At 73.6% G+C, this 23,733-nt stretch carries 21 protein-coding genes; 7 read left to right on the top strand and 14 right to left on the bottom strand.

Going from position 1 to position 23,733, the window contains the following annotated elements; translation table 11 throughout:
• Positions 1–145: 145 nt before the first annotated feature.
• The 3 genes from asnB to rfbB are packed head-to-tail and all read right to left on the bottom strand — an operon-like array spanning position 146 to position 4,127.
• Positions 146–1,984, bottom strand: coding sequence for an asparagine synthase (glutamine-hydrolyzing) (gene asnB, locus EDC57_RS11805; protein WP_123402101.1), 1,839 nt, complete (start codon positions 1,982–1,984; stop codon positions 146–148).
• A gap of 3 nt (positions 1,985–1,987) precedes the next feature.
• Complete coding sequence (locus EDC57_RS11800) at positions 1,988–3,034, bottom strand: DUF354 domain-containing protein (RefSeq protein ID WP_170165138.1); 1,047 nt, start codon at positions 3,032–3,034, stop codon at positions 1,988–1,990.
• Positions 3,035–3,038: 4 nt separating this feature from the next.
• Positions 3,039–4,127 carry a dTDP-glucose 4,6-dehydratase gene (gene rfbB / locus EDC57_RS11795; protein ID WP_342768988.1) on the bottom strand — a complete coding sequence of 363 codons (1,089 nt, stop codon included), beginning with the start codon at positions 4,125–4,127 and terminating at the stop codon, positions 3,039–3,041.
• 161 nt (positions 4,128–4,288) lie between these two features.
• On the opposite strand from rfbB, the gene pilB reads away from it, so the two are divergent.
• Genes pilB through EDC57_RS11765 form a run of 6 tightly spaced genes read left to right on the top strand, consistent with a single transcriptional unit; the run spans position 4,289 to position 9,763 of the window.
• Positions 4,289–6,004 (top strand): type IV-A pilus assembly ATPase PilB, encoded by a 1,716-nt coding sequence (pilB, locus tag EDC57_RS11790; protein ID WP_123402099.1) that lies wholly within the window; start codon positions 4,289–4,291, stop codon positions 6,002–6,004.
• A 4-nt stretch (positions 6,005–6,008) separates the two neighbouring features.
• Positions 6,009–7,232: a type II secretion system F family protein gene (locus EDC57_RS11785; RefSeq protein WP_123402098.1), complete on the top strand. Its 1,224-nt coding sequence runs from the start codon at positions 6,009–6,011 to the stop codon at positions 7,230–7,232.
• Positions 7,233–7,256: 24 nt separating this feature from the next.
• Complete coding sequence (locus EDC57_RS11780) at positions 7,257–8,123, top strand: prepilin peptidase (RefSeq protein WP_123402097.1); 867 nt, start codon at positions 7,257–7,259, stop codon at positions 8,121–8,123.
• Positions 8,124–8,127: 4 nt separating this feature from the next.
• The gene (gene coaE, locus EDC57_RS11775) at positions 8,128–8,742 is read left to right on the top strand and encodes a dephospho-CoA kinase (protein ID WP_123402096.1); all 615 of its coding nucleotides are present in this window, start codon (positions 8,128–8,130) and stop codon (positions 8,740–8,742) included.
• Positions 8,743–8,789: 47 nt separating this feature from the next.
• Positions 8,790–9,551 (top strand): cell division protein ZapD, encoded by a 762-nt coding sequence (gene zapD, locus EDC57_RS11770; RefSeq protein WP_170165137.1) that lies wholly within the window; start codon positions 8,790–8,792, stop codon positions 9,549–9,551.
• A 5-nt stretch (positions 9,552–9,556) separates the two neighbouring features.
• Positions 9,557–9,763, top strand: coding sequence for a DNA gyrase inhibitor YacG (locus EDC57_RS11765; RefSeq protein ID WP_123402094.1), 207 nt, complete (start codon positions 9,557–9,559; stop codon positions 9,761–9,763).
• On the opposite strand, the gene EDC57_RS11760 is transcribed toward EDC57_RS11765, so the two are convergent.
• The 4 genes from EDC57_RS11760 to EDC57_RS11745 form a co-directional block, all read right to left on the bottom strand.
• Complete coding sequence (locus tag EDC57_RS11760; RefSeq protein ID WP_123402093.1) at positions 9,760–10,707, bottom strand: Nudix family hydrolase; 948 nt, start codon at positions 10,705–10,707, stop codon at positions 9,760–9,762. The genes EDC57_RS11765 and EDC57_RS11760 overlap by 4 nt on opposite strands.
• Complete coding sequence (gene argJ, locus EDC57_RS11755; protein ID WP_123402092.1) at positions 10,707–11,921, bottom strand: bifunctional glutamate N-acetyltransferase/amino-acid acetyltransferase ArgJ; 1,215 nt, start codon at positions 11,919–11,921, stop codon at positions 10,707–10,709. Before argJ ends, EDC57_RS11760 begins: the two co-directional genes overlap by 1 nt.
• Before the next feature lie 9 nt (positions 11,922–11,930).
• On the bottom strand, positions 11,931–14,753 hold the full coding sequence (gene secA / locus EDC57_RS11750; protein WP_123402091.1) for a preprotein translocase subunit SecA: 2,823 nt from the start codon (positions 14,751–14,753) through the stop codon (positions 11,931–11,933).
• A gap of 89 nt (positions 14,754–14,842) precedes the next feature.
• Positions 14,843–15,760: a M23 family metallopeptidase gene (locus EDC57_RS11745; RefSeq protein ID WP_123402090.1), complete on the bottom strand. Its 918-nt coding sequence runs from the start codon at positions 15,758–15,760 to the stop codon at positions 14,843–14,845.
• A gap of 41 nt (positions 15,761–15,801) precedes the next feature.
• Between EDC57_RS11745 and EDC57_RS13335 the strand changes: the two genes are divergently transcribed.
• On the top strand, positions 15,802–16,227 hold the full coding sequence (locus EDC57_RS13335; RefSeq protein ID WP_123402089.1) for a DciA family protein: 426 nt from the start codon (positions 15,802–15,804) through the stop codon (positions 16,225–16,227).
• Between the two features lie 11 nt (positions 16,228–16,238).
• Here the strand turns inward: EDC57_RS13335 and lpxC are convergent, their stop codons facing one another.
• The 7 genes from lpxC to murC all read right to left on the bottom strand — a co-directional run bounded on the left by lpxC (position 16,239) and on the right by murC (position 23,732).
• Entirely contained in the window at positions 16,239–17,153 is a 915-nt protein-coding gene (gene lpxC, locus EDC57_RS11735; protein WP_123402088.1) for a UDP-3-O-acyl-N-acetylglucosamine deacetylase, read from the bottom strand.
• 123 nt (positions 17,154–17,276) lie between these two features.
• Positions 17,277–18,416 carry a cell division protein FtsZ gene (ftsZ, locus tag EDC57_RS11730; protein ID WP_123402087.1) on the bottom strand — a complete coding sequence of 380 codons (1,140 nt, stop codon included), beginning with the start codon at positions 18,414–18,416 and terminating at the stop codon, positions 17,277–17,279.
• 43 nt (positions 18,417–18,459) lie between these two features.
• On the bottom strand, positions 18,460–19,695 hold the full coding sequence (ftsA, locus tag EDC57_RS11725) for a cell division protein FtsA (RefSeq protein ID WP_123402086.1): 1,236 nt from the start codon (positions 19,693–19,695) through the stop codon (positions 18,460–18,462).
• Positions 19,692–20,495: a cell division protein FtsQ/DivIB gene (locus EDC57_RS11720; protein ID WP_123402085.1), complete on the bottom strand. Its 804-nt coding sequence runs from the start codon at positions 20,493–20,495 to the stop codon at positions 19,692–19,694. Before EDC57_RS11720 ends, ftsA begins: the two co-directional genes overlap by 4 nt.
• The gene (locus tag EDC57_RS11715) at positions 20,492–21,442 is read right to left on the bottom strand and encodes a D-alanine--D-alanine ligase (protein WP_123402084.1); all 951 of its coding nucleotides are present in this window, start codon (positions 21,440–21,442) and stop codon (positions 20,492–20,494) included. The genes EDC57_RS11720 and EDC57_RS11715 overlap by 4 nt, the downstream gene beginning before the upstream one ends.
• The gene (murB, locus tag EDC57_RS11710) at positions 21,442–22,320 is read right to left on the bottom strand and encodes a UDP-N-acetylmuramate dehydrogenase (protein ID WP_123402083.1); all 879 of its coding nucleotides are present in this window, start codon (positions 22,318–22,320) and stop codon (positions 21,442–21,444) included. Before murB ends, EDC57_RS11715 begins: the two co-directional genes overlap by 1 nt.
• Entirely contained in the window at positions 22,317–23,732 is a 1,416-nt protein-coding gene (murC, locus tag EDC57_RS11705) for a UDP-N-acetylmuramate--L-alanine ligase (protein WP_123402082.1), read from the bottom strand. Before murC ends, murB begins: the two co-directional genes overlap by 4 nt.
• Position 23,733: the final 1 nt, after the last annotated feature.

The following is a 23,733-nucleotide window of genomic DNA, read 5'->3' as shown; positions in this document are numbered from 1 at the left end:
CCGAGGAGGCCGGTGCACCGAGCAGCGCACTACGAGGCGGGCGGGGCTCCGATTCCGCGAGCACCGGAGAGATCTCCATGAGATAGAAAGATCGAGCCAACGGAACGGGCGTCCGCCTTCGTAATGCCGGGCTGCGGATAGCCGCCTAGCGGCCTTGCTCGAACACCTCGATCCACAGATGGGTAAGCAGCATCAGATACAGCATGAAGAAATGCCAGCGGTGCCGCCGCTGCGGGGGCAGGCGCATGGTCCTCGCGATCCAGTCGGGGTTGAAGAGGCCGTGCCGGCGGATGCGCTCCGGGGAGAGCCAGTCCCGCGCCAGGGGCGCCAACCGCTCGGCGAAGAACGACGGGGCGTCCAGCTGGAAGCCGCTCTTGGGGCGCTCGAGCACCTCCCGCGGCAGGACGCTGCGGAGCTCCTCGCGCAGCAGCCCCTTGAGCCTGCCCCGCGGCATGCGGGCCTCGGGCGTGAGACGGCGCACGCGCGCGGCAAGCGGCCCGTCCACGAACGGCACCCGCACCTCGATGCCGCAGGCCATGCTCACGCGGTCCTCGTTCCAGAGCAGGTCGTTCACCATCTTGTGCCGCCACTCGAAGCGTTCCGTCTGGGCGAGCGGCGTCGGGGCCTCGGGCCAGTGCGCGGCGAGCCAGCGCCAGGCGTCCGGGAGCTCCGCATCCAGCATCCGCGGGCCGTAGATGCGCCGGCGCCGCCGCGGGTCGTCCCACAGGTTGCGCAGCAGGCCGTAGACCCGCGGCCAGTCGCCGAGGGCGGCGACGGCGAGTGCGGCCCGCTCGGGCTCGCTCCATTCGGCCCGGCCGAGGGTGCGCGCCGCGGCGGCCGCGATGGCCCCGGCCGGCGCCGCAAGGGGCGGGGGCGCAAGCCGCGCCAGGGCCTGCGCCCTGGCGATGAGGCCGTGGATGCGGTACCCCATGAAGAGCTCGTCGCCGCCGAGTCCGGAAAGCGCCACCTTCACCGCACCGGCGGCGCAGCGGGCCACCAGCGCAGACTGCAGGGCGTTGATCTTCGGCGCCTCGAGGTGCCAGACGAGGCGCGGAAGCTCCTCCGCGAGGTCGAGCCGCAGGGCCTCGCGCCGGTTGGGCACGCCCAGGAGCTCGGCCGTCCGCGCCGCATGCTCCGCCTCGCGCGGGTCGTCCCCCACGTCGAGGGTGAAGGTGGGCAGGGGGCGTCCGCTGAGGGCCACCACGGTGGCCGAGTCGATGCCCCCCGAGAGGTAGGCGCCCACGGCGACGTCGGCCACGAGATGCGCCTGCACGCTGTCGCGGATCGCCTCCATCAGCGGGGCATCGCCCGCCGCCGCCTCCGGGATGGCATGCCGGCGCACCCGCCCGTCGCGCCACTCCAGGACCGTGCCCGGCGGCACCTGGCGGATGCCCCGAAACAGCGTGGTCTCGCCGGCGGGATAGCGGAGGTTGAGGAGCAGGTGCAGCGCGGCCTCGTCGAGCCGCGGTGATCCGGCCCCCGGATCGGCCAGGATCGCCTTGGCCTCGGAACCGAAGCGCAGGGTATCGGCCGCTTCCTGGACGAAGAGCGGCTTGATGCCCAGCGGGTCGCGGGCAAGCCACCCGCGGCGGGCCGCCGGCTCCCACAGGGCCAGCGCGTACATCCCGCGCAGGCGCGCGAGCCCCTCGACCCCTCGGCGAAGAAAGAGCTGGAGCACCACCTCGGTGTCGGATCGGGTGCGGAAGGAGGCGCCTTCCCGCACGAGCGCGCGGCGCAGGGCCTCGTGATTGTAGATCTCGCCGTTGAAGACGATGACCGCACGCCCTTCGGCGTCCCAGAGCGGCTGGGCCCCGCCCTCGGGATCGATGACGGCAAGCCGCGTGTGCGCAAGGCCTGCATGGGCGTCGCTCCAGACGCCCCGTCCGTCCGGACCCCGGTGGGCGAGCCGGTCCGCCATCCGCTCGAGGATCGCGGCCGCCCCTTCGCGCCGCCCGGTGGCGAACCAGCCCGCGATCCCGCACATCGGTCAGGGCGCTCCCCGGGGCAGTTCGGGGTAGCGCTCGATGGCGTCGGCGACGTAGCGGGCGACGTCGATGGTGTCGGCGAGAAGCCGCGCCCGCGCCTCGTGCCAATGCCCCTGCGGCGCACCCAGCATGGCCTCGATCGCCTCGCGCATCGCCGCCCACGTCAGCTCGCGCACGTTGCGCACCAGCCCGTAGCGCAGCTCCTGCTCATCGGTGTAGCCGCGCCCCGTGTGCGCGGCGTAGATCGCGGGCACCCCGAGGACCGCGCACTCCGAGGCCATGGTCGCCGACTCGCCCACATAGAGGCGGCAGAAGGCCATGACGTGATGCAGCGCCTCGGGGGCGCCGCGGTAGCGGTACGGCTCCACGTCCCGAGGCAGCGCCCCCTCGGCGGAGACGAGGACGCGGCCGGCGGCGGCGAGGTGGGAGACCACTGCCCGCAGCAGCGCCGCGCTCCACCCGCGCTCGCCGAGATCGTGATTGGCGGTCCAGGCCACGGTGCGGACGAGAAAGGTCGGCCTGTCGTCGGCGAGGCCGTTGGCGCGCGCAACCTCGCGGTCCGGGGTGAAGCGGCTCGGATGAAGGTAGGCAAGCTCGTGGTAGCCGGCGTAGCGGGCGTGGCGCCGCGGCAGCCATCCGCGGTAGCAGCGCGGCACATGGACCCGGGCCGCGAGGGGATAGGTGATGGCATTCTGGAGCCTGGCGTTTTCCGTGTCGTAGAAGACCAGCGCCGGGATGCGCAGCAGGGCACCCGCGTGGGCGACGAAGGTGCCGCCGATGGCGGCCATGCGCTCGATGCGCTCCGCGCGGGCGATGCGCACGAGGGCGCGATCCCGCTGCACGAGCTCTCTCAGCAGCGCGAGGGCACCGCCCCCGCGGTGTGCCGACAGCGCCCGGTGCTCGATCCCCAAGGCCTCGAGCAGGGGCAGGGCCACCTCCTTGTCCCGGCTCGTGACCACGACCTCGTGGCCGCGCTCGCGCAGGAGCGCCATCGGATGACGGAAGAAGTGGACGTGCGCCGGATGGTTGATGTCGATGAGGATGCGCACCGCCTCACCCGGCCCCCGCGCACCGATGGGCGTCGCCCGCCGCCGGCCGCTGCGGGTCGGCGCCTTCGAGCACGGCCCGCCACCAGCGCGGATGCGCCAGATACCAGCGGACGGTCCGCTCCAGCCCCTCGGCGAAGGTCACCGCGGGCCGCCACCCGAGCTCCCGCTCCATCCGCGTGCTGTCCATGGCATAGCGCCGGTCGTGCCCGGGGCGGTCCGCCACGAACCGGATCAGCCGCCGCCTCGGCCCGATCCGCCCGTCCGGCGCGAGGCGGTCGAGCAGCTCGCAGATCGCCTCCACCACCTCGAGATTGGTGCGCTCGGCGCGGCCCCCGATGTGGTACGTGGCCCCCACCCGGCCCCGCGCCAGCACCAGCCGCAGCCCCCGGGCGTGATCCTCCACATAGAGCCAGTCGCGCACGTTGTCGCCACGGCCGTAGACGGGCAGCGCCTGCCCCTCGAGGGCGTTGAGGATCATCCGCGGGATCAGCTTCTCCGGATACTGGTACGGGCCGTAGTTGTTGGAGCAGTTGCTCACGAGCACGGGCAGGCCGTAGGTGCGGTGCCAGGCCCGCACCAGGTGGTCGGCCGCCGCCTTGGTCGCGGCGTAGGGTGAGCTGGGGCGGTAGGGCGCGCCCTCGCGGAAGGGCGGATCCTGCGGCCCGAGCTCGCCGTAGACCTCGTCGGTGGAGACGTGATGGAAGCGGAAGCGCGCGCGGGCCTCGCCCTCGAGCTCCGACCAGTAGCCGCGCGCCACCTCCAGCAGCACCTGCGTGCCCACCACGTTGGTGCGGACGAACTCGGCCGGACCGTCGATGGAGCGGTCGACATGGGTCTCGGCGGCAAGGTGCATCACCGCATCGGGCCGGTGCTCGCGAAAGACCCGCTCGAGCTCCCGGCGGTCGCAGACGTCGACGCGCTCGAAGCGGTGGCGCGGGTGGTGGCGGGCGGCGCCGAGGGAGGCGAGGCTCCCGGCATAGGTCAGCCGGTCGACGTTGACCACCGTCACCGGGGTCTCGGCGATGTACTGGCGCACCACCGCCGAGCCGATGAAGCCGGCACCTCCGGTCACGAGCACCGTACGCAAGGCCATCCTGGTCTCCCCCGCTCGTGGGCCGGATCCTAGGGCAACGCCCGGCCTTCGGCAAAGGCATCGGCAACCGACGCCGACGCCTTGATTTTTGTAAGGGTCGTGCCTATCGTGAGGCAGCTTCCCGCAGGCGCGGCGCGACAGCGAGGCGAAGCCGGCACGCCATGGCCACCACGCAACCCATCGTCAACCTCCCCGGGCTTGCGCGCCGGCTGGTCCAGGACGGCCTGCTGCCGGAGGAGGAGGCGCGCAAGGCCCTGCAGCAGGCGGCCCGCCAGCGCACGAGTCTCGTCGGCTACCTGGTGGAGAACAAGCTCGTCTCGGCCCGCGCCATCGCCGCCAGCGCGAGCCAGGAGTTCGGCCTGCCGCTGCTCGACCTCGACGCCATGGACCTCGAGGTGGCGCCGGTCAAGCTGGTCAACGAGCGGCTCATCCGCCAGCATCGCATCCTGCCGCTCTACAAGCGCGGCAACCGGCTCTACGTCGCGGTCTCCGACCCCACCAACCAGCGCGGCCTCGACGAGGTGCGATTCCACACCGCCCTGATCACGCAGGCGATCCTGGTCGAGGAGGACAAGCTCGCCGCGGCCATCGACCGTGTCCTCGAGGCCCAGGACACGACCATGACCGATCTCATGGACGAGGACCTGGACAACCTCGACATCGGCACGGCCGAGGAGGCGGCGGAGCACGACGAGGCGGAGCCGGACATCGACGACGCGCCGGTGGTGCGCTTCGTCAACAAGGTGCTGCTCGACGCCATCAAGAAGGGGGCCTCGGACATCCATTTCGAGCCCTACGAGAGGTTCTTCCGCGTGCGCTTCCGCCAGGACGGCATCCTGCACGAGATCGCCTCGCCGCCGGTGGCGCTGGCGCCGCGCATCGCCGCCCGCATCAAGGTGATGGCCCGCCTCGACGTCTCCGAGCGGCGCATCCCCCAGGACGGGCGGATCAAGATGAAGCTGTCGCGCAACCGCGCCATCGACTTCCGCGTCAACACCTGCCCGACGCTGTGGGGCGAGAAGGTGGTGCTGCGCATCCTCGACCCCTCCAGCGCCAAGATGGGCATCGACGCCCTCGGCTTCGAGAAGGAGCAGAAGCGGCTCTTCCTCGAGGCCATCCACAAGCCCTACGGCATGGTCCTGGTCACGGGCCCGACGGGCAGCGGCAAGACCGTCACCCTCTACACCGCCATCAACATCCTCAACCAGCCCAACGTCAACATCTCCACCGTCGAGGACCCGGTGGAGATCAACGTCCCGGGCATCAACCAGGTCAATGTCGACGACAAGACCGGCATGGACTTCGCCAAGGCCCTGCGCGCCTTCCTGCGCCAGGACCCCGACATCATCCTCGTCGGCGAGATCCGCGACCTCGAGACCGCCGAGATCGCGGTCAAGGCGGCCCAGACCGGCCACCTCGTGCTCTCCACCCTGCACACCAACGACGCCCCCCAGACCCTCACCCGGCTGGCGAGCATGGGCGTGCCCCCCTACAACATCGCCAACACCGTGCACCTCATCATCGCCCAGCGCCTCGCCCGGCGCCTCTGCGGCAACTGCAAGAGGGAGGTGCAGATCCCGCGCGACGAGCTGCTGCGCGAGGGCTTCACGGAGGACGAGGTGGAGGAGGGGATCACCCTCTACGAGCCCGCAGGATGTGACCAGTGCACGGACGGCTACAAGGGCCGCGTGGGAATCTACCAAGTGATGCCGGTCTCGGAGGAGATGGGGCGGATCATCATGGAGGGGGGCAACGCCATGCAGCTTGCCGAGCAGGCCGAGCGCGAGGGTGTCGCGGACCTGCGCCGCTCCGGCCTCAACAAGGTCAAGGCCGGGATCACGAGCCTCGCCGAGATCAACCGCGTGACCAAGGACTGAACCCATGGCGGAGCAGGCGGTCAAGCAGGAGCTCTTCGTCTACGAGGGCACCGACCGGCAGGGGCGCAAGGTCAGCGGCGAGATGCCGGGGCCGAGCGACGCCCTGGTCAAGGCCATGCTGCGCCGCCAGGGGATCAACCCCACGCGCGTGCGCCGCAAGCCGAAGTCCCTCCTCGGCGGCCGCCGCAAGAAGAAGATCCAGCCCAAGGACATCGCCGTCTTCGCCCGCCAGCTCGCCACCATGATCACCGCCGGCGTGCCCCTGGTGCAGGCCCTGGAGATCATCGGCCAGGGGCACGAGAACCCGGCGATGCAGGAGATGGTGGGGGCGATCCGGGCCGAGGTGGAGGCGGGCAACACCCTCGCCAGCGCCCTCGCCAAGCACCCCCGCCACTTCGACGACCTCTTCTGCAACCTGGTGGCGGCGGGCGAGCAGGCCGGCGTGCTCGAGACCCTGCTCCACAAGATCGCCACCTACAAGGAGAAGACCGAGGCCCTCAAGGGCAAGATCAAGAAGGCCCTCTTCTACCCCACCGCGGTGCTGATCACCGCCTTCGTCATCACCGCCATCCTGCTCATCTTCGTCATCCCGCAGTTCGAGGAGCTCTTCCGCAGCTTCGGCGGCGACCTGCCGGCCTTCACCCGGCTCGTGATCCAGCTGTCGGAATTCTTCCAGGCCTGGTGGTGGGCGGTCCTCGCGGCGCTGGTGGCGGCGGGCTTCGGCCTGCGCGAGGCGCACCGCCGCTCCGAGGGCTTCCGGCGCGGCCTGGACCGGCTCTCGCTGCGCATCCCCGTCATCGGCGGCATCCTCACCAAGGCCGCCATCGCGCGCTACTGCCGCACCCTCTCCACCATGTTCGCCGCCGGCGTGCCGCTGGTGGAGGCGATGGACTCGGTGGCGGGCGCCACCGGCAACAGCGTCTACGGCGACGCGGTGCGGCGCATGCGCGACGAGATCGCCACCGGCCAGCAGCTCACCGTGGCCATGCGCCAGACCGGCCTCTTCCCCAACATGGTGGTGCAGATGGTGGCCATCGGCGAGGAGTCCGGCTCCCTCGACGAGATGCTGGGCAAGGTGGCCGACTTCTACGAGCAGGAGGTGGACGACGCCGTCGACGCCCTCTCGAGCCTGCTCGAGCCGCTGATCATGGCGGTGCTGGGCGTGCTCATCGGCGGCCTCGTCGCCGCCATGTACCTGCCCATCTTCAAGATGGGCACCGTCATCTGAGGGCCGCACGGGGTCCCGCGCGGCATGGGCGACATCGAGCTCCTCGCGGCCAGCCCCGGCCTGCTGGCGCTGGCCGCGGCGGTGCTCGCGCTGCCCGTGGGCAGCTTCCTCAACGTCGTGGTCCACCGCCTCCCGGTGATGCTGATGCGGCGCTGGCAGGCCGAGTGCGCCGAGCTTCGCGGCGAGCCCGCTCCCCGGCACGAGCCCTACGATCTCGCCCGGCCGCGCTCGCGCTGCCCGCAGTGCGGCCATCCCATCCGCGCCCGCGACAACATCCCCATCCTGAGCTACCTCGTGCTGCGCGGGCGCTGCGCCCACTGCGGCGGCCGCATCCCGCTGCGCTACCCCCTGCTCGAGGCCCTCACCGCGCTCGCCTCGGCGCTCGTGGCCTGGCGCTTCGGCTGGAGCGTGCAGACCGCCGCGGCGCTCGCCCTCACCTGGGCGCTGCTCGCGCTGGCCTTCATCGATCTCGAGCACCAGATCCTGCCCGACCCCCTCACCCTTCCGCTGCTCTGGTTCGGCCTCCTGCTGGCCACGGGCGGGGTCTTCGTGGATCTGCAGAGCGCCGTCCTCGGCGCCGTCGCAGGCTATCTCAGCCTCTGGCTCGTCTACCACCTCTTCCGCCTCGCCACCGGCAAGGAGGGCATGGGCTACGGCGACTTCAAGCTTCTCGCCATGCTCGGCGCCTGGCTCGGCTGGCAGATGCTGCCCCTGATCATCCTGCTCTCGTCGGTGGTGGGGGCGGCGGCGGGGATCGCCCTCATGGCGTTGGGCCGCCACGCCCGCGGCACCCCCATGCCGTTCGGCCCCTTTCTCGCCGCCGCCGGCTGGATCGCGCTGCTCTGGGGAGACGCCCTCGTGGCCCTCTACCTCGGGCCCACGACCCTCTGAAGCCGTGCTCCGGGTCGGCCTCACCGGCGGCATCGCCAGCGGCAAGAGCGCGGTGGCCGAGCGCTTCGCCCGTCTCGGCGTCCCCGTGATCGACACCGACCAGGTGGCACGCGAGGTGGTGGAGCCGGGCGAGCCGGCCCTCGCCGCGGTGGTGGAGGCCTTCGGCCCCGAGGTCCTCGACCGGACCGGGCGGCTCGACCGCCGCCGCATGCGCGCCCTGGTGTTCTCGGACCCGGCCAGCCGGCGCCGCCTGGAGGCGATCCTCCACCCCGCCATCTGGGCGCGCACCGAGCGCCGTCTCGAGGGCCTCGACGCACCCTATGCCGTCGTCGTGGTGCCGCTGCTGGTGGAGACGGGGGCGCAGCACCGGTTCCACCGCATCCTCGTGGTGGATGCCCCCGAGCGGCTGCAGCTCGAGCGCCTCGTGCGCCGCGACCGCATGGACGAGGCCGCAGCCCGGGCCATGATCGCGGCGCAGGCCCCGCGGGCGGCCCGCCTCGCCGCCGCCGACGACGTCATCGTCAACGACGGCCCCCCGGAGGCGCTGGACGAGGCCGTGGCGCGCCTGCACGCCCGCTACCGCGCCCTGGCCGATTTGCCACCGCCGCCGCGCGGGTGAAAGAATAGCCGCCCAACGACGCCGGCCGGGTTGCGGGGAGCGTGTCCGTGCACGTGGTCTACGAACAGCCCCTCAACGAGCGCACGCGCACCCTGCTGCGGCTCGAGACCCTGCTCGCCCAGGCCGAGCACCACGCGGGCGGCCGCTCGGCCTGGGACAGCCGGGCCGCGGTGGCCGCCATCAACGAGATGCTCCAGATCTGCACCCGCACCGACCTCAAATCGGAGCTGATCAAGGAGCTGGAGCGCCAGTGCGCGGTGCTCGAGCGCATGCGGGGCAACCCGGACGTGGACAGCGAGCGCCTGGGCGAGACCCTGGACGAGCTGCGCACCGCCGTCCGCACCCTCCACGGCACCCCGGGCAAGATCGCCGAGGGGCTGCGCCAGAACGAGTTCCTCCTCGCGGTGCGCCAGCGCAGCGCCATCCCCGGCGGCACCTGCGCCTTCGACCTGCCGGGCTTCCACTGCTGGCTCTCGCAGCCGCCCGAGGGGCGGCACGCCGACCTCGAGGACTGGCTTGCGGCCTTCGCCCCCCTCGGCCGGGCCATCGCGCTGACCCTGCGCCTGACGCGCGAAAGCGCGCTGCCCACGCGCGAGCAGGCCCGTGAGGGCTTCTACCAGGAGTACCTCGACAGCGCCACGCCGTGCCGGCTGCTGCGCGTGATCCTGCCCGCCGATCTCGCCCTCTATCCCGAGATCAGCGCCGGGCGCCACCGCTTCACCATCCGCTTCATGGAGCCGGCAAGCGAAGGCCGGCCCCAGCAGACCGAGCGCGAGGTGGCCTTCCGCCTCGCCCGCTGCATGCTCTAGGCGCCGTGGCCGGGCACCGCGCGCCCACCGTCGCCTGCCCCCGATGCGGCCGCCCCGTGCCCTGGGAGGCGGCCTCCCGCTGGCGCCCGTTCTGCAGCGCGCGCTGCCGGATGCTGGATCTCGGGGCCTGGCTCGGCGGCGAGCACCGCATCCCGGGGGAGCCCGCGCCGGGCGCCGACGACGGCGGCGCGCCCCCGGCGCCGCGGGACTAGGGCCAGAGGGCGCGGATGGCGGCGATCCCCCGCGCCCCGGCGTGGCGGGCCCGCGCCAGATCCGCGGGACCGACCCCGCCGAGGGCGTAGACCGGAAGCCCCGCCCCGCGGGCGAGGTGGGCGAAGCGGGACCAGCCGAGGGCCGGGGCGTCGGGGTGGCTGGGCGTGGGCCGCACCGGCGAGAGGACCGCGAAGTCGGCGCCGATGGCGCGCGCCCGGGCAAGCTCCGCGCGGTCGTGGCAGGAGGCCCCCACGAGCTGCGGCGCAGGCAGCGGACGGGCCTCCAGCCGCCGCAGCCACGACGCGCTCAGATGCACGCCGTCGGCGCCCACCGCCTCGGCCAGCGCCGGATCGCCGTTGACGAGCAGGCGCGCCCCGGCGGCGCGGCAGAGCGTGCGCGCCGCCGCCGCGAGCCGCCGCACGGTGGCCTCGGCGGCGCCGGGAAGCCGCAGCTGCACCAGCCGCACGCCGCGGGCGAGCGCCTTTTCGAGCCCGGCCCGCAGCGCCGCCTCGTCGCGCAGCTGCGGCGGCGTGACGAGGTAGAGGTCGGGCAGCGCCAGCGCGCCGAGCACCGGCCGGTCGGCCGGCGGCATGGCGAGCCCTGCCAGCGCCTCGCGCCGCACCCAGGCGAGCGCCTGCCCCTCGCGCGGCCGCGGCCGCCCCTCGTGGCGGCGCACCTCCCAGACGTCGAGCAGGATGCGCCGCTCCGGATAGTCCCAGGGCACGGCGATGAGCGGCCAGGCCTCGCGCACCTGGATGCCGAGCTCCTCGGCGAGCTCGCGCGCAAGCCCCGCCAACGGCGCCTCGCCCGGCTCCAGCTTGCCCCCGGGGAACTCCCACAGGCCCTCCAGGTGGCGCCCGGCGGGACGGCGCGTGACGAGCACCCGCCCGGCGGCGTCGCGCAGGATCCCGGCGACCACGTGCAGGCGCGCGGCGGCCGTCACTAGGTGCGGTACTCGGCGTTGATGCGGACGTAGTCGTGGGAGAGGTCGGTGGTCCAGACGCGGGCGCGGGCCTCGCCGCGGGCGAGGCGGATGCGGATCGTCACCTCCGGCTCCGCCATGGCGCGGACGCCGTCCTCCTCGCGGTAGTCGCGGGCGCGCCCGCCGGCGCGCACCACCCAGACCCCGTTGACGGCCACGTCGACGCCGCCGGGATCGAGGTCGGCCAGGCCCGCGCGCCCCACCGCGGCGACGATGCGCCCCCAGTTGGGGTCGCCGGCGAAGAGCGCGGTCTTGACCAGCGGCGACTGGGCCACGGTGAACGCCACCGCCCGGCACTCGGCCTCGTCGCGCCCGCCCTCCACCTCCACGGTGACGAACCGGGTCGCCCCCTCGCCGTCGCGCACGATGGCCTGGGCAAGCTCGCGGCAGACCGCGGTGACCGCCTCGCGCAGCCGCCGCTGCGCGGCATCCCCGGGGCCGATCTCGACCCCGGAGGCGCCGGTGGCGACGAGCACCGCCGCGTCGTTGGTGGAGGTGTCGCCGTCCACGGTGATGCAGTGGAAGCTCTCGGCCACCGCCTCCTCGAGCATGGCCTGGGCCTGGGTGCGCGACAGCGCCGCGTCGGTGGCGACGAAGGCGAGCATGGTGGCCATGTCGGGCCGGATCATGCCCGCCCCCTTGGCGATGCCGGTGACGGTGATGCGCCGCCCGCCCACGGTGAGGGTGCGCGACGCCCCCTTGGGCACGGTGTCGGTGGTCATGATCGCCCGCGCCGCGGCGAGCCAGCCGTCCGCCGCGCGCGCCGCCCAGGCCCGCGGCAGCGCCTCGCGGATCGCGTCCACCGGCAGCGGCTCGCCGATCACCCCGGTGGAGAAGGGCAGCACCGCCGAGGCCGGGCACTCGGCGAGACGCGCCGCCTCGCTGCAGACGGCCTCGGCGTCCTGCACCCCCTGGATGCCGGTGGCGGCGTTGGCATTGCCGGCGTTGACCACGAGGATGCGCGCCTCCGACATCGCGAGGTGCCGCCGCGCCACCAGCACCGGCGCGGCGGCGAAGGCGTTGCGGGTGAAGACCGCCGCCACCACCGCCCCCTCGGCGAGTTCCGCCACCGCGAGGTCGTCGCCCCCGCGCTTGCGCAGCCCCGCCCGCGCCGTGCCCCAGGCGATCCCGGGCACGGCCTCGAGCCTGTCGGGTTCGTCCAGCCCCACCGCCATCTCAGTCCCTCACTGCAGCCTGCCGTGGCACTGCTTGTACTTCCTGCCCGAGCCGCAGGGGCAGGGCTCGTTGCGCCCGATCTTGCGCCCCGGGCGGACGAAGGTCTGCGGCCGCGGCGCCGGCTCGGCCGTCGCCGCGCCCGCCCCCGCCGCCACCGCCGCCGCCGGCTCGGCCGCGGCGGCACCGGCGAGCGCCGAGGCCTCGGCGTGCTTGTACTCCATCTGCGCGCTCTGGCGCCGCTGCGCCTCCACCGCCTCCACGTCCTCCTCGGCGCGCACCTGCACGCGGGAGAGGATCACCACCACCTCGTGCTTGATGCGCTCGAGGAGGTTCGCGAACATCTCGAAGGCCTCGCGCTTGTACTCCTGCTTGGGGTCGCGCTGGGCGTAGCCGCGCAGGTGGATGCCCTGGCGCAGGTAGTCCATGGCCGCCAGGTGCTCCTTCCACAGCGCATCGAGCACCTGCAGCATCACCGCCTTCTCGAACTGGCGCATGACCTCGGGGCCGGCCATCTCCTCCTTGCGCCGGTACTCCGCCACCATGGCCTCGAGGATGCGCGCGCGCAGGGTCTCCTCGTGCAGCGACTCGTCCTCCTCGAGCCACCGGCGGATCGGCAGGCGCAGGCCGAACTCGCGCTCGAGGGCCTCCTCCAGGCCCTCGACGTCCCACTGCTCCTCGATGCTCTCGGGCGGGACGTACTCGTCGATGACCTTGTTGACGACGTCGCGGCGGATGTTCTCGATGGTCTCCGAGATGTCGTCGGCGGCGAGCAGCTCGTTGCGCTGCTCGTAGATGACCCGGCGCTGGTCGTTGGCGACGTTGTCGTACTCGAGCAGCTGCTTGCGGATGTCGAAGTTGTGGGCCTCCACCTTGCGTTGGGCGTTCTCGATGGCCTTGGTCACCCACGGGTGCTCGATGGCCTCGCCCTCCTTCATGCCCAGCTTCTGCATGATGGCGGCGACGCGGTCGGAGGCGAAGATCCGCATCAGGTTGTCCTCGAGGGACAGGTAGAAGCGGCTCGACCCCGGATCGCCCTGGCGCCCGGCGCGGCCGCGCAGCTGGTTGTCGATGCGCCGCGACTCGTGCCGCTCGGTGCCGATGATGTGCAGCCCGCCGGCGGCGATGACGGCGTCGTGCCGCTCCTGCCACGCGCGGCGCACGCGCTCGCGCTCCTCCTCCGTGGCCTCGGGCCCGAGCGCCTTGAGCTCGGCCTGGAGGTTGCCGCCGAGGACGATGTCGGTGCCGCGGCCCGCCATGTTGGTGGCGATGGTGACCGCGCCGGGGCGGCCGGCCTGGGCCACGATCTCGGCCTCGCGCTCGTGGTGCTTGGCGTTGAGGACCTGGTGCGGGATGCCCGCCTTGCGGAGCAGCCCCGAGAGGTACTCCGAGCTCTCGATGGAGGTGGTCCCCACCAGCACCGGCTGGCCCCGCTCGCGGCAGCCCTTGATGTCCTCCACGATGGCGTCGTACTTCTCCCGCGCCGTGAGGAACACGAGATCCGGCAGATCCTTGCGGATCATCGGCCGGTGGGTGGGGATCACCACCACCTCCAGGCCGTAGATCTGCTGGAACTCGTAGGCCTCGGTGTCGGCGGTGCCGGTCATGCCGGCGAGCTTATCGTAGAGGCGGAAGTAGTTCTGGAAGGTGATGGAGGCCAGGGTCTGGTTCTCGGCCTGGATCGGCACCCCCTCCTTGGCCTCGATGGCCTGGTGCAGCCCCTCGGACCAGCGTCGGCCCGGCATCGTGCGCCCGGTGAACTCGTCGACGATGATGACCTCGCCGTTGCGCACGATGTAGTCGACGTCGCGCCGATAGAGGGCGTGGGCGCGAAGCGCCGCGTTGAGGTGGTGCATCAGCACGATGTTGGCGGCGCTGTAGAGGCTGTCACCCTCCTTGAGCAGCCCCGCCTCCACCAGCAGCCGCTCGGCCTTCTCGTGCCCCTCCTCGGTGAGGTAGACCTGCTTGTACTTCTCGTCGACGCTGTAGTCGCCGGGGCCGTCCTCCTCCTTCTGCGGCGTGAGCTTGGGCACGATCTCATTGATGCGCTGGTAGAGCTCGGTGCCGCCCTCGGCGGGGCCGGAGATGATGAGCGGGGTGCGCGCCTCGTCGATGAGGATCGAGTCCACCTCGTCGACGATGGCGTAGTGCAGCTCGCGCTGGGCCTTCTCCTCGAGGCTGAAGGCCATGTTGTCGCGCAGGTAGTCGAAGCCGAACTCGTTGTTGGTGCCGTAGGTGACGTCGCAGTGGTAGGCCTCGCGGCGGGTGCAGCGGACCAGATACTCGTGGCTCGGGTCCGGACCGCCCCCCTCCGGGCTGTAGCGCCAGGAGGCGTTGTCGGGGCCGAGCCCGCCGGAGCTCTGGATCACCCCCACGCTGAGCCCCAGGGCGTGGTAGACCGGCCCCATCCACTGGGCGTCGCGCCGCGCCAGGTAGTCGTTGACGGTGACCACGTGCACACCCTTCCCGGGCAGAGCGTTGAGGTAGACCGCCAGCGTCGCCACCAGGGTCTTGCCCTCGCCGGTGCGCATCTCGGCGATCTTGCCCTGGTGCAGGACCATGCCGCCGATGAGCTGCACGTCGAAGTGGCGCATCCCCAGCGTGCGCCGGGCCGCCTCGCGCACCACCGCGAAGGCCTCGGGCAGGAGGTCGTCGAGGGACTCGCCGCCGGCATGGCGCTCGCGGAACTCCTCGGTCTTGGCGCGCAGCTGCTCGTCGCCGAGCGCCTGGATCTCGGGCTCGAGGGCGTTGATGCGGTCGACGACCTTGCGCAGCCGTCGGAGCAGGCGCTCGTTGCGGCTGCCGATGACCTTGGTGACGAGCTTGTTGAGCATGAGGATCCGGCCCCGGGTGGCGTCCGTGGAAAGCCCTGAATGATACCGCAAAGGGAGCGCGGCCGGCGGCGCCGGGTTCCCCGCCGGGTTCAGCGGCGGGCGGCGCGGACGTAGCGCAGCGGATCGACGGGACGGCCGTCGCGCAGGACCTCGAGGTGGACGTGGGGGCCCGTGGAGCGCCCCGAGGAGCCCATCTTGGCGATCACCTGGCCCTTGCGCACCAGGTCCCCGACCTTGACCAGCAGCTCGCTGTTGTGGCCGTAGCGGGTGACGTAGCCGTTGCCGTGGTCGATCTCCACCAGGTTGCCGTAGCCGTAGCGCGGCCCGGCCCAGGTCACCACCCCGGAGGCCACCGCGATGACGTCGCTGCCGAAGCGGCCCGCAAAATCCACGCCCTGGTGCCACTCCGGCCGGCCCGTGAAGGGATCGGCGCGGCGCCCGAAGCGCGACGACAGCCACCCCGAGCGCACCGGCCGGCCCGCCGGCAGCACCTCCTCGCGCACGCTGCGGGTGACGAGCAGGTCCTGCACCGCCTCGAGCTGCTGCTCGCGGGCCTCCAGCGCCTGCGCGAGCTCGTCGAGGGCGCGCACGAAGTCGGGGACCGCGGTCGCGGGCGCGACGTCGGCCTCGGGACCGCCGCGCCCGGGCGGCTGGTCGAAGTCGAACTCCGAGGGGTCGAGGTCGGCGAGCTCGGTGATGCGCGCCCCCACCGCCTCGAGGCGCATGAGGCGCGCCTGCAGCTCGCCGAGACGCGCCGCGAGGGCGTCGACGCTGTCCTCGGCGTGGCGGCGCGCCGCCTCCACCTCCCGGCGCCTCGCCGCAAGCTCTTCCTCGAGGCGAGCCTGGATGGCATCGACTCGGGGGCGCATCCCGGCCGCGCCGGCGCGATAGCCCACCGCGAAGGCGCCCGCCGCAAGCAGGACCACGACCGCCGCCGCGCCCGCGATGGCGCCCCCTGCAGGGACGATGCGGGCCCGCCGCGGACCCTTCAGGAGGAAGAGGCGCATCTCTGGTATCCTCCCGGCATCGGCCTCCGCCTGTCCCGGACATGCCCCGCGAGCCGCACGCCCGCCCCGTCGCCGGCCTCCTCGGTCAGGGCCTCGCCGCCCGCGCCCGCGCCTTCGCGCGCCTCGCCGCGGCGCTGCGCGCGGCCCTGCCTCCGGATCTCGCCCCCCACTGCCACGCCGCCGCGGTGCGCGGCGACGAGCTGGTGGTCTTCGTCGACGGCGCGGCCTGGGCCACCGCCGTCCGCTTCCATGGCGCGCGCCTGCGCGCCGCCGCCGCCGGGGCCGGCTTCGCCGTGCGCCGCCTGCGCACCCGCGTCCTTGCCCCGACCCCGCCGCCGCCCCCGCCGCGGGCACCCCGCCCGCCCGGCCCCGAGGGCACCGCGGCCCTGCGCGCCGCCGCCGCCGGCACCGACGCGCCCCGCCTGCGCGAGGCCCTGCTGCGCCTCGCCGCGCGCGGCCGCCGCTAGGCCGCGGCGGCTCAGACCCCCACCGCCACCGGTCGCATGTAGGAGATCGGCAGCGTCTCCGGGTCGCTGAAGGTCACCACCTCCCAGGCGTCCTCCTCGGCCACGAGCCGGCGCAGCAGCCGGTTGTTGAGGGCATGCCCCGACTTGTAGCCGCTGAAGGCGCCGATGAGGCTGTGGCCGAGCAGGTAGAGGTCGCCGATGGCGTCCAGGATCTTGTGCTTGACGAACTCGTCCTCGTAGCGGAGCCCGTCCTCGTTGACCACCTGGTAGTCGTCCACCACCACCGCGTTGTCGAGGCTGCCGCCGAGGGCCAGCCGCCGCTCGCGCAGCCGCTCGATGTCGCTGAGGAAGCCGAAGGTGCGCGCGCGGCTCACCTCCTTGATGAAGGAGGTGGAGGAGAAGTCGATCTCGGCGCGCTGGCGCCGCCCGCGGAAGACCGGATGGTCGAAGTCGATCTCGAAGGCCACCTTGAAGCCGTCGTAGGGGTCGAAGCGGGCCCACTTGTCGCCGTCCTCCACCACCACCGGGCGGCGGATGCGGATGAAGCGCTTGGGCACGCCCTGCTCCTCGACCCCCGCGGACTGGATGAGGAACACGAAGGGCCCGGCCGAGCCGTCCATGATGGGCACCTCGGGGGCGCTGACATCGACATAGGCGTTGTCGATGCCGAGGCCGGCGAAGGCCGAGAGCAGGTGCTCCACCGTCGAGATGCGCACGCCGTCGCGCTCGAGGGTGGTGGAGAGGCAGGTGTCGCCCACGTTCTCCGGGGTGGCCCGGATCTCCACCGGCTCGTCGAGGTCGACGCGGCGGAAGACGATCCCCGTGTCCGGGGCGGCCGGACGGAGGGTGAGATAGACCTTCTCCCCCGTGTGCAGGCCGACGCCGGTGGCGCGGATCACGTTCTTGAGCGTCCGCTGCGCGATCATGATTTCGGTGCCCGATCCCCCCGCGTTCCGGACCGGCCGGCCCGAAAACGCGCGCAGCATAGCACAGGGGTCCCCCCCCACAAAGCGAACACCCTCACGCCCGCCGAGGCGGCCCGGCGCCGCTCAGTCCGCCTGACGGCGCAGGAAGGCCGGGATGTCCAGGTAGTCGAGGTCGTCCACCGGCGGCGGCGCCACGGCGTCGCCCGCGGCGCGGCGGCGGATCACCGCCGGGCGCTCGAGCTTGTCGTAGTCCACCTCGCCGTCCTTGTTGACCAGGCGCACCGGCGGCTCCTTGGCGCGGGCGGCGGCGCTGCCGAGGCCGGTGGCGACCACGGTCACGCGCAGCTCGTCGCCGAGGGCCTCGTCGATGACCGTGCCCACCACCACGGTGGCGTCGTCCGAGGCGAACTCCTTGACCGTGCTCCCCACCTCGTCGAACTCGCCGATGGAGAGGTCGGGGCCGGCGGTGATGTTGACGAGGATCCCGCGCGCGCCGGCGAGGTTGACGTCCTCGAGCAGCGGACTCGCGATGGCGTTCTCGGCCGCCGCCCGGGCGCGCCCCTCGCCCCGGGCGCTGCCGGTGCCCATCATCGCCATGCCCATCTCGGACATCACCGTGCGCACGTCGGCGAAGTCCACGTTGATCAGCCCGGGGCGGGTGATGAGCTCGGCGATCCCCTGCACCGCCCCCAGGAGAACGTCGTTGGCGGCGGCGAAGGCGCTGAGCAGGGTCACGTTCTTGCCCAGCACCGTGAGCAGCTTCTCGTTGGGGATGGTGATGAGGGAGTCGACGTGCTGGGTCAGCTCGGCGATGCCGGCCTCGGCCACCTGCATGCGCTTGCGCCCCTCGAAGGGGAACGGCTTGGTGACCACGGCCACGGTGAGGATGCCGAGCTCGCGCGCCACCTGCGCCACCACCGGCGCCGCGCCGGTGCCGGTGCCGCCGCCCATGCCGGCGGTGATGAAGAGCATGTCGGCCCCCTCCACGACCTCCTGGATGCGGTCGCGGTCCTCCAGCGCCGCCTGCCGGCCCACCTCGGGGTTGGCGCCGGCGCCGAGCCCCTTGGTGATGCCGCCGCCGATCTGCAGCACGGTGCGGGCCTGGGTGCTCTTGAGGGCCTGGGCGTCGGTGTTGGCGCAGATGAACTCCACCCCCTCGATGCCCGCCTGCACCATGTGACGGACGGCGTTGCCGCCGCCGCCGCCCACACCCATGACCTTGATCACCGCGTTCTCCGGATATGCGTCCATCAGCTCGAACATCGCGCTCCTCCTCTAAGACGGCCGCCCAACCGACCTCGCAAGCTCAGAAACCGCCACGGAACCAGCTCTTCATGCGCTCCCAGACCCCCCGGAAGCCCCCCGTCAGGGGCACCCTGCGCGGCGGCCGGGCCCGGCTGTCGCGACCGAACAGGAGCAGCCCCACCCCCGTGGCGTAGATGGGGTTGCGCACCACCTCGGTCAGCCCGGTCACGTGCTGGGGCAGGCCCAGCCGCACCGGCATCTGGAAGACCTCCTCGGCGAGATCCACCACGCCCTCCATCTGGGAGCTGCCGCCCGTGAGCACGATCCCCGCCGCCACCAGCTCCTCGAAGCCGCTGCGGCGCAGCTCGTTGTGGACGAGGGTGAACAGCTCCTCGTAGCGCGGCCCCACCACCTCGGCCAGGACGTGCCGCGCCACCCGCCGCGGCGGGCGGTCGCCCACGCTCGGCACCTCGATGGTCTCGCCCGGCTCGGCGAGGTCCGACAGCGCGCAGGCGTAGCGGATCTTGATCTCCTCGGCGTGCTGGGTCGGCGTGCGCAACGCCACCGCGATGTCGTTGGTGACCTGGTCGCCGGCGATGGGGATCACCGCGGTGTGGCGGATCGCCCCCGAGGTGAAGACGGCGATGTCGGTGGTGCCGCCGCCGATGTCCACCAGGCAGACGCCGAGCTCCTTCTCGTCCTCGGTGAGCACGGCCTGGCTCGAGGCGAGCTGCTCGAGGATGATGTCGTCGACCTCGAGGCCGCAGCGGCGCACGCACTTGACGATGTTCTGGGCCGCGCTCACCGCCCCGGTGACCATGTGCACCTTGGCCTCGAGGCGCACGCCGGCCATCCCCACCGGGTCGCGGATCCCCTCCTGGTTGTCGATGATGAACTCCTGGGGGATGACGTGGAGGATGCGCTGGTCGGCGGGGATGGCCACCGCGCGCGCCGCGTCCAGCACCCGCTCCACGTCCGCCGGCGCCACCTCGCGGTCCTTGATCGCGACGATGCCGTGGGAGTTGAGGCTGCGGATGTGGCTACCGGCGATGCCGGCGAAGACCGAGTGGATCTCGCACCCGGCCATCAGCTCCGCCTCCTCCACCGCGCGCTGGATCGACTGCACGGTGGAATCGATGTTCACCACCACCCCCTTCTTGAGGCCGCGGGAGGGATGGGAGCCGAGTCCCACGATCTCGATCCCGCCCTCCTCGGTCACCGCCCCCACGATGGCCACCACCTTCGAGGTGCCGATGTCGAGGCCGACGATCAGGTTGCGCTCGCCCTTCCGGCTCATGCCCGCCCTCCCGCGCCTCCGGCCGCATCGGCGCCCGCCCCCGACGCCGCCCGCCAGCGCACCGCAAACCCGTTCGCGTAGCGAAGATCCACCCGTTCCACCTCCTTCCAGCGCGGCGCGAGCGCCGCGCCGAAGGCGCGCACAAACCGCGCAAGCCGCGCCTCGGTCCGCTCGCGCCCGACCTCGATCGCCACCCCGTCGGCGAGCACCAGGCCGACCGCCCCGCGCGCGTCCCAGCGCAGCCGCACCGGACGCAGCCCCGCCTCGGCAAGGCGCGCCTGCACCCGCGCCAGCAGCGCCACCGCCTCGGCCTCGCGCCCGTCCGGGGCGTCGATGCGCACGAGCCCGGGCGGCCAGCTCGCGGGCTCCGGGGCGAAGCGCACGCCAGCCGCATCCACCAGCTCCCGCGCCCCCCAGCGCGCCACCGCCCGCCGCTCCTCCACCTCCACCCGCACCGCATCCGGCCACAGCCGGCGCACCCCGGCGCGGGCCACCCACGGCAGCGCCTCCACCGCCGCCCGCGCCGCGGCGGCGTCCATGCGCACGAGCCCGGCCCGCACGTACGGCATGAGCGCCCGGCGCACCGCCGCCGGCGCGGTGTGCCGCAGCGTCCCCGCCACCTCCACCCGCCGCACGGGGAAGGTGGCCGGGTCGGCCGCCCACGCCGCAACCCGCAGCGCCCCCCAGGCCGCCGCGCCCCCGGCGGCGGCGAGCAGCAGCGCGCCGGCGACCCGCCCCGCGCGGGGCCTGCGCGCGGCCGCCCGGCGCGGCACCGCCCCCGCGCCCCTGCGCCGCCTCACCGCCGCGCCTCCATGCTGGTGGCGAGGATCCGCCACACCAGCTCGTCGAACCCGATGCCCGCCGCCCGGGCCGCCATCGGCACCAGGCTGTGGTCGGTCATCCCGGGCACCGTGTTCACCTCCAGCAGCCAGGGGGCGCCCGCGGCGTCCACCATCAGGTCCACCCGCCCCCACCCGCTCGCGCCGACGGCGCGGAAGGCCTCCAGGGCGAGCTCGGCGAGGGCCCGTTCCTGCGTCGCGGGCAGGCCGCAGGGGCAGTGGTAGCGGGTGTCGTCGGCCTCGTACTTGGCGGCGTAGTCGTAGAAGGTGCGCGGGGTCTCGAGCCGGATCAGGGGCAGCACCGTCTCGCCGAGGATGGCCGCGGTGTACTCGGCCCCCTCGATCCAGCGCTCGGCGATGACGGGGCCGTAGGGGGCGGCGGCGTCGCGGGCCGCGGCCAGATCCTCGCCCCGCGTCACCTTCGCCGCCCCGATGCTGGAGCCCTCGAGCGCCGGCTTGACCATCAGCGGCAGCCCCAGGGCCTGCACCGCCGGCCTCGGGTCCCCCGCCGGCGGCAGCACCGCCCACGGCGGCGTCGGCAGGCCGAGGCCGCGCCAGAGCTGCTTGCAGCGCAGCTTGTCCATGGACAGGGCCGAGCCCAGCACGCCGCTGCCGGTGTAGGGGATGCCCAGGACCTCGAGCGCCCCCTGGATCACGCCGTCCTCGCCGCCGCGCCCGTGCAGGGCGATGAAGGCGCGGTCGAAGCCACCCTCGCGCAGGGCGCCGACGACGTCGCCGGCGGCATCCACCGGGTGGGCGTCGACGCCGCGCCGGCGCAGCGCCGCCAGCACCTGCGCGCCGCTCTTGAGCGAGACCGCGCGCTCGGCCGAGCGCCCGCCGAGGAGCACCGCCACGCGGCCGAAGGCGGCGGCGTCGCGGACCTCCGGGATCGGCCCCGGAGGCACCATCACGCCGCCCTCCCCACGATGCGCACCTCGGGCTCGAGCCGCACCCCGTGCACCCGCCACACGGTCTCGGCCACCTCCGTGATGAGCCCCTCGATGTCGGCCGCCGTGGCCCCGCCGAGGTTGACGATGAAGTTGGCGTGCCGCTCCGAGACGCAGGCCCCGCCCCGGCGCCGGCCCTTGAGGCCGGCGGCCTCGATCAGCCGCGCCGCGTGGTCGCCGGGCGGATTGCGGAAGACCGAGCCGCAGCTCGGCTGGTTCGTGGGCTGGGTGGCCTGGCGCCGGGCGAGGAGCTCGCGGATGCGCGCCTGCGCCGCCGCCGCATCGCCGCGGCCGAGGGCCAGGGTGGCGGCCACGAACCACTCCCCCGGCGGCCCCTCGACGCTGCGGTAGCCGACGCGGAAGGCGTCCGGGCCCCGGCGGCGGATGCGCCCGCGCCGGTCGATGGTCTCCACCGAGCGCACCAGGGCCCAGGTCTCGCCGCCGAAGGCGCCGGCGTTCATGGCCAGGGCCCCGCCCAGGGTGCCCGGGATCCCGGCGAGGAACTCCGCCCCCACCAGCCCCTCGCGGGCGGCGCGGCGCGCCACCCGCGCGCAGGGGGCGCCGGCCTCGGCGCGAAGCCCCTCGTCGGTGCGGGTGACGGCCTCGAGCACCCCCTGGAGGCAGACCACGGTGCCGTCGATGCCGCCGTCGCGCACCAGCAGGTTGCTGCCGAGGCCGACCCAGAGCACCGGCTCGTCCTCGGGCAGGGCGGCGAGGAAAGCGGCGAGGTCCGCGAGGTCCGCGGGGCGATAGAAGCGGCGTGCCGGACCGCCCACGCGCCAGGTGGTGTGCCGGGCCATGGGCTCGTCGTGGCGCAGCTCGCCGCGAAGCCCGCTCATCGCCCGCCCTCCAGCGCCGCGGCGAGGCCCTCGGCGATGCGGCCGATGCTGCCCGCGCCCATGGTCAGGACCACGTCGCCCTCGCGCACCAGCCCCGCCAGCACCTCGGGCAGGGCCTCCACCTCGGCCACGAACACCGGCTCGACGCGCCCGCGGGCGCGCACGGCGCGGGCGAGGCTGCGCCCGTCCACCCCGGGGATGGGCGCTTCGCCGGCGGCGTAGACCTCGCCGAGGACGAGCACGTCGGCCTCCCCCAGGACCTCGGCGAAGTCCTCGAAGAGGTCGCGGGTGCGGCTGTAGCGGTGGGGTTGGAAGGCGAGCACGATGCGCCTGCCCGGCCAGGCCGCCCGCGCCGCGGCGAGGGTGGCGCGGATCTCGCGCGGGTGATGCCCGTAGTCGTCCACCAGGATCACGGCGCCGCCCCGCGCCTCGGTCACCTGGAAGCGCCGGCCGATGCCCTGGAAGCCCGCCAGCGCACGCCGCATCGCCTCCGGGGCCACCCCCAGCTCGTGGGCGACGGCGATCGCGGCGAGGGCGTTGAGCACGTTGTGCCGGCCCGGCAGGGCGAGCTCCACGTCGAGCACGGCACCGTCGCCGGGCAGGCGCACGCGGAAGCGGCTGCGCAGCCCCTCCTGGCGCACCGCCTCGGCGCGCAGGTCGGCCGCGGCCTCGATGCCGTAGGTGAGCACCGGCTTGCTCACCTCGGCGAGGATCCCGCGCACGCCCGGATCGTCCGCGCACAGCACCGCCAGCCCGTAGAAGGGAAGCCGGTGCAGGAACTGCACGAAGGTGCGCTGCAGCGCCGCGAAGTCGCCGCCGTAGGTCCCCATGTGGTCGGCGTCGATGTTGGTCACCACCGCCACCACCGGGTTGAGATAGAGGAACGAGGCGTCGCTCTCGTCCGCCTCCGCCACCAGGTAGCGGCCGGTGCCGAGGCGGGCGTGGGTGCCGGCGCTGTTGAGGCGGCCGCCGATGACGAAGGTGGGATCGAGCCCGCCCTCGGCGAGCAGGCTCGCCACCAGGCTCGTGGTGGTGGTCTTGCCGTGGGTGCCGGCCACCGCCACCCCGTAGCGGAAGCGCATGAGCTCGGCCAGCATCTCCGCGCGCGGCACCACCGGGATGCGCGCCGCCCGCGCCGCCGCCACCTCGGGGTTGTCCTCGCCCACCGCGCTGGAGACCACCACCACGTCGGCCTCGCCCACGTGGGCGGCGTCGTGGCCGTAGCGGATGGTGGCGCCGAGCCCGGCGAGGCGGCGCGTGGCCGCCCCCTCGTGGAGGTCCGACCCGCTCACCTCGTAGCCCAGGTTGAGCAGCACCTCGGCGATGCCGCTCATGCCGGCGCCGCCGATCCCCACCATGTGGATGCGGCGCACCCGCCGCGCCCACTCGGTCCCGGGCAGCACCCCCACCATC

The organism is Inmirania thermothiophila (assembly GCF_003751635.1).
Lineage (GTDB): Bacteria > Pseudomonadota > Gammaproteobacteria > DSM-100275 > DSM-100275 > Inmirania > Inmirania thermothiophila.
Note: the sequence above shows the minus strand (reverse complement) of the source record. Positions and strands in the feature narration are given on the sequence as shown.

Excerpts from the sequence above, each read along its gene's own strand:
- asnB (WP_123402101.1), bottom strand. The coding sequence starts at position 1,984 with ATGTGCGGGATCGCGGGCTGGTTCGCCACCGGGCGGCGCGAAGGGGCG.
- rfbB (WP_342768988.1), bottom strand. The coding sequence starts at position 4,127 with ATGGCCTTGCGTACGGTGCTCGTGACCGGAGGTGCCGGCTTCATCGGC.
- pilB (WP_123402099.1), top strand. The coding sequence starts at position 4,289 with ATGGCCACCACGCAACCCATCGTCAACCTCCCCGGGCTTGCGCGCCGG.
- EDC57_RS11785 (WP_123402098.1), top strand. The coding sequence starts at position 6,009 with ATGGCGGAGCAGGCGGTCAAGCAGGAGCTCTTCGTCTACGAGGGCACC.
- EDC57_RS11780 (WP_123402097.1), top strand. The coding sequence starts at position 7,257 with ATGGGCGACATCGAGCTCCTCGCGGCCAGCCCCGGCCTGCTGGCGCTG.
- argJ (WP_123402092.1), bottom strand. The coding sequence starts at position 11,921 with ATGGCGGTGGGGCTGGACGAACCCGACAGGCTCGAGGCCGTGCCCGGG.
- secA (WP_123402091.1), bottom strand. The coding sequence starts at position 14,753 with ATGCTCAACAAGCTCGTCACCAAGGTCATCGGCAGCCGCAACGAGCGC.
- EDC57_RS11745 (WP_123402090.1), bottom strand. The coding sequence starts at position 15,760 with ATGCGCCTCTTCCTCCTGAAGGGTCCGCGGCGGGCCCGCATCGTCCCT.
- EDC57_RS13335 (WP_123402089.1), top strand. The coding sequence starts at position 15,802 with ATGCCCCGCGAGCCGCACGCCCGCCCCGTCGCCGGCCTCCTCGGTCAG.
- lpxC (WP_123402088.1), bottom strand. The coding sequence starts at position 17,153 with ATGATCGCGCAGCGGACGCTCAAGAACGTGATCCGCGCCACCGGCGTC.
- ftsZ (WP_123402087.1), bottom strand. The coding sequence starts at position 18,416 with ATGTTCGAGCTGATGGACGCATATCCGGAGAACGCGGTGATCAAGGTC.
- ftsA (WP_123402086.1), bottom strand. The coding sequence starts at position 19,695 with ATGAGCCGGAAGGGCGAGCGCAACCTGATCGTCGGCCTCGACATCGGC.
- EDC57_RS11715 (WP_123402084.1), bottom strand. The coding sequence starts at position 21,442 with ATGGTGCCTCCGGGGCCGATCCCGGAGGTCCGCGACGCCGCCGCCTTC.
- murB (WP_123402083.1), bottom strand. The coding sequence starts at position 22,320 with ATGAGCGGGCTTCGCGGCGAGCTGCGCCACGACGAGCCCATGGCCCGG.
- murC (WP_123402082.1), bottom strand. The coding sequence starts at position 23,732 with ATGGTGGGGGTGCTGCCCGGGACCGAGTGGGCGCGGCGGGTGCGCCGC.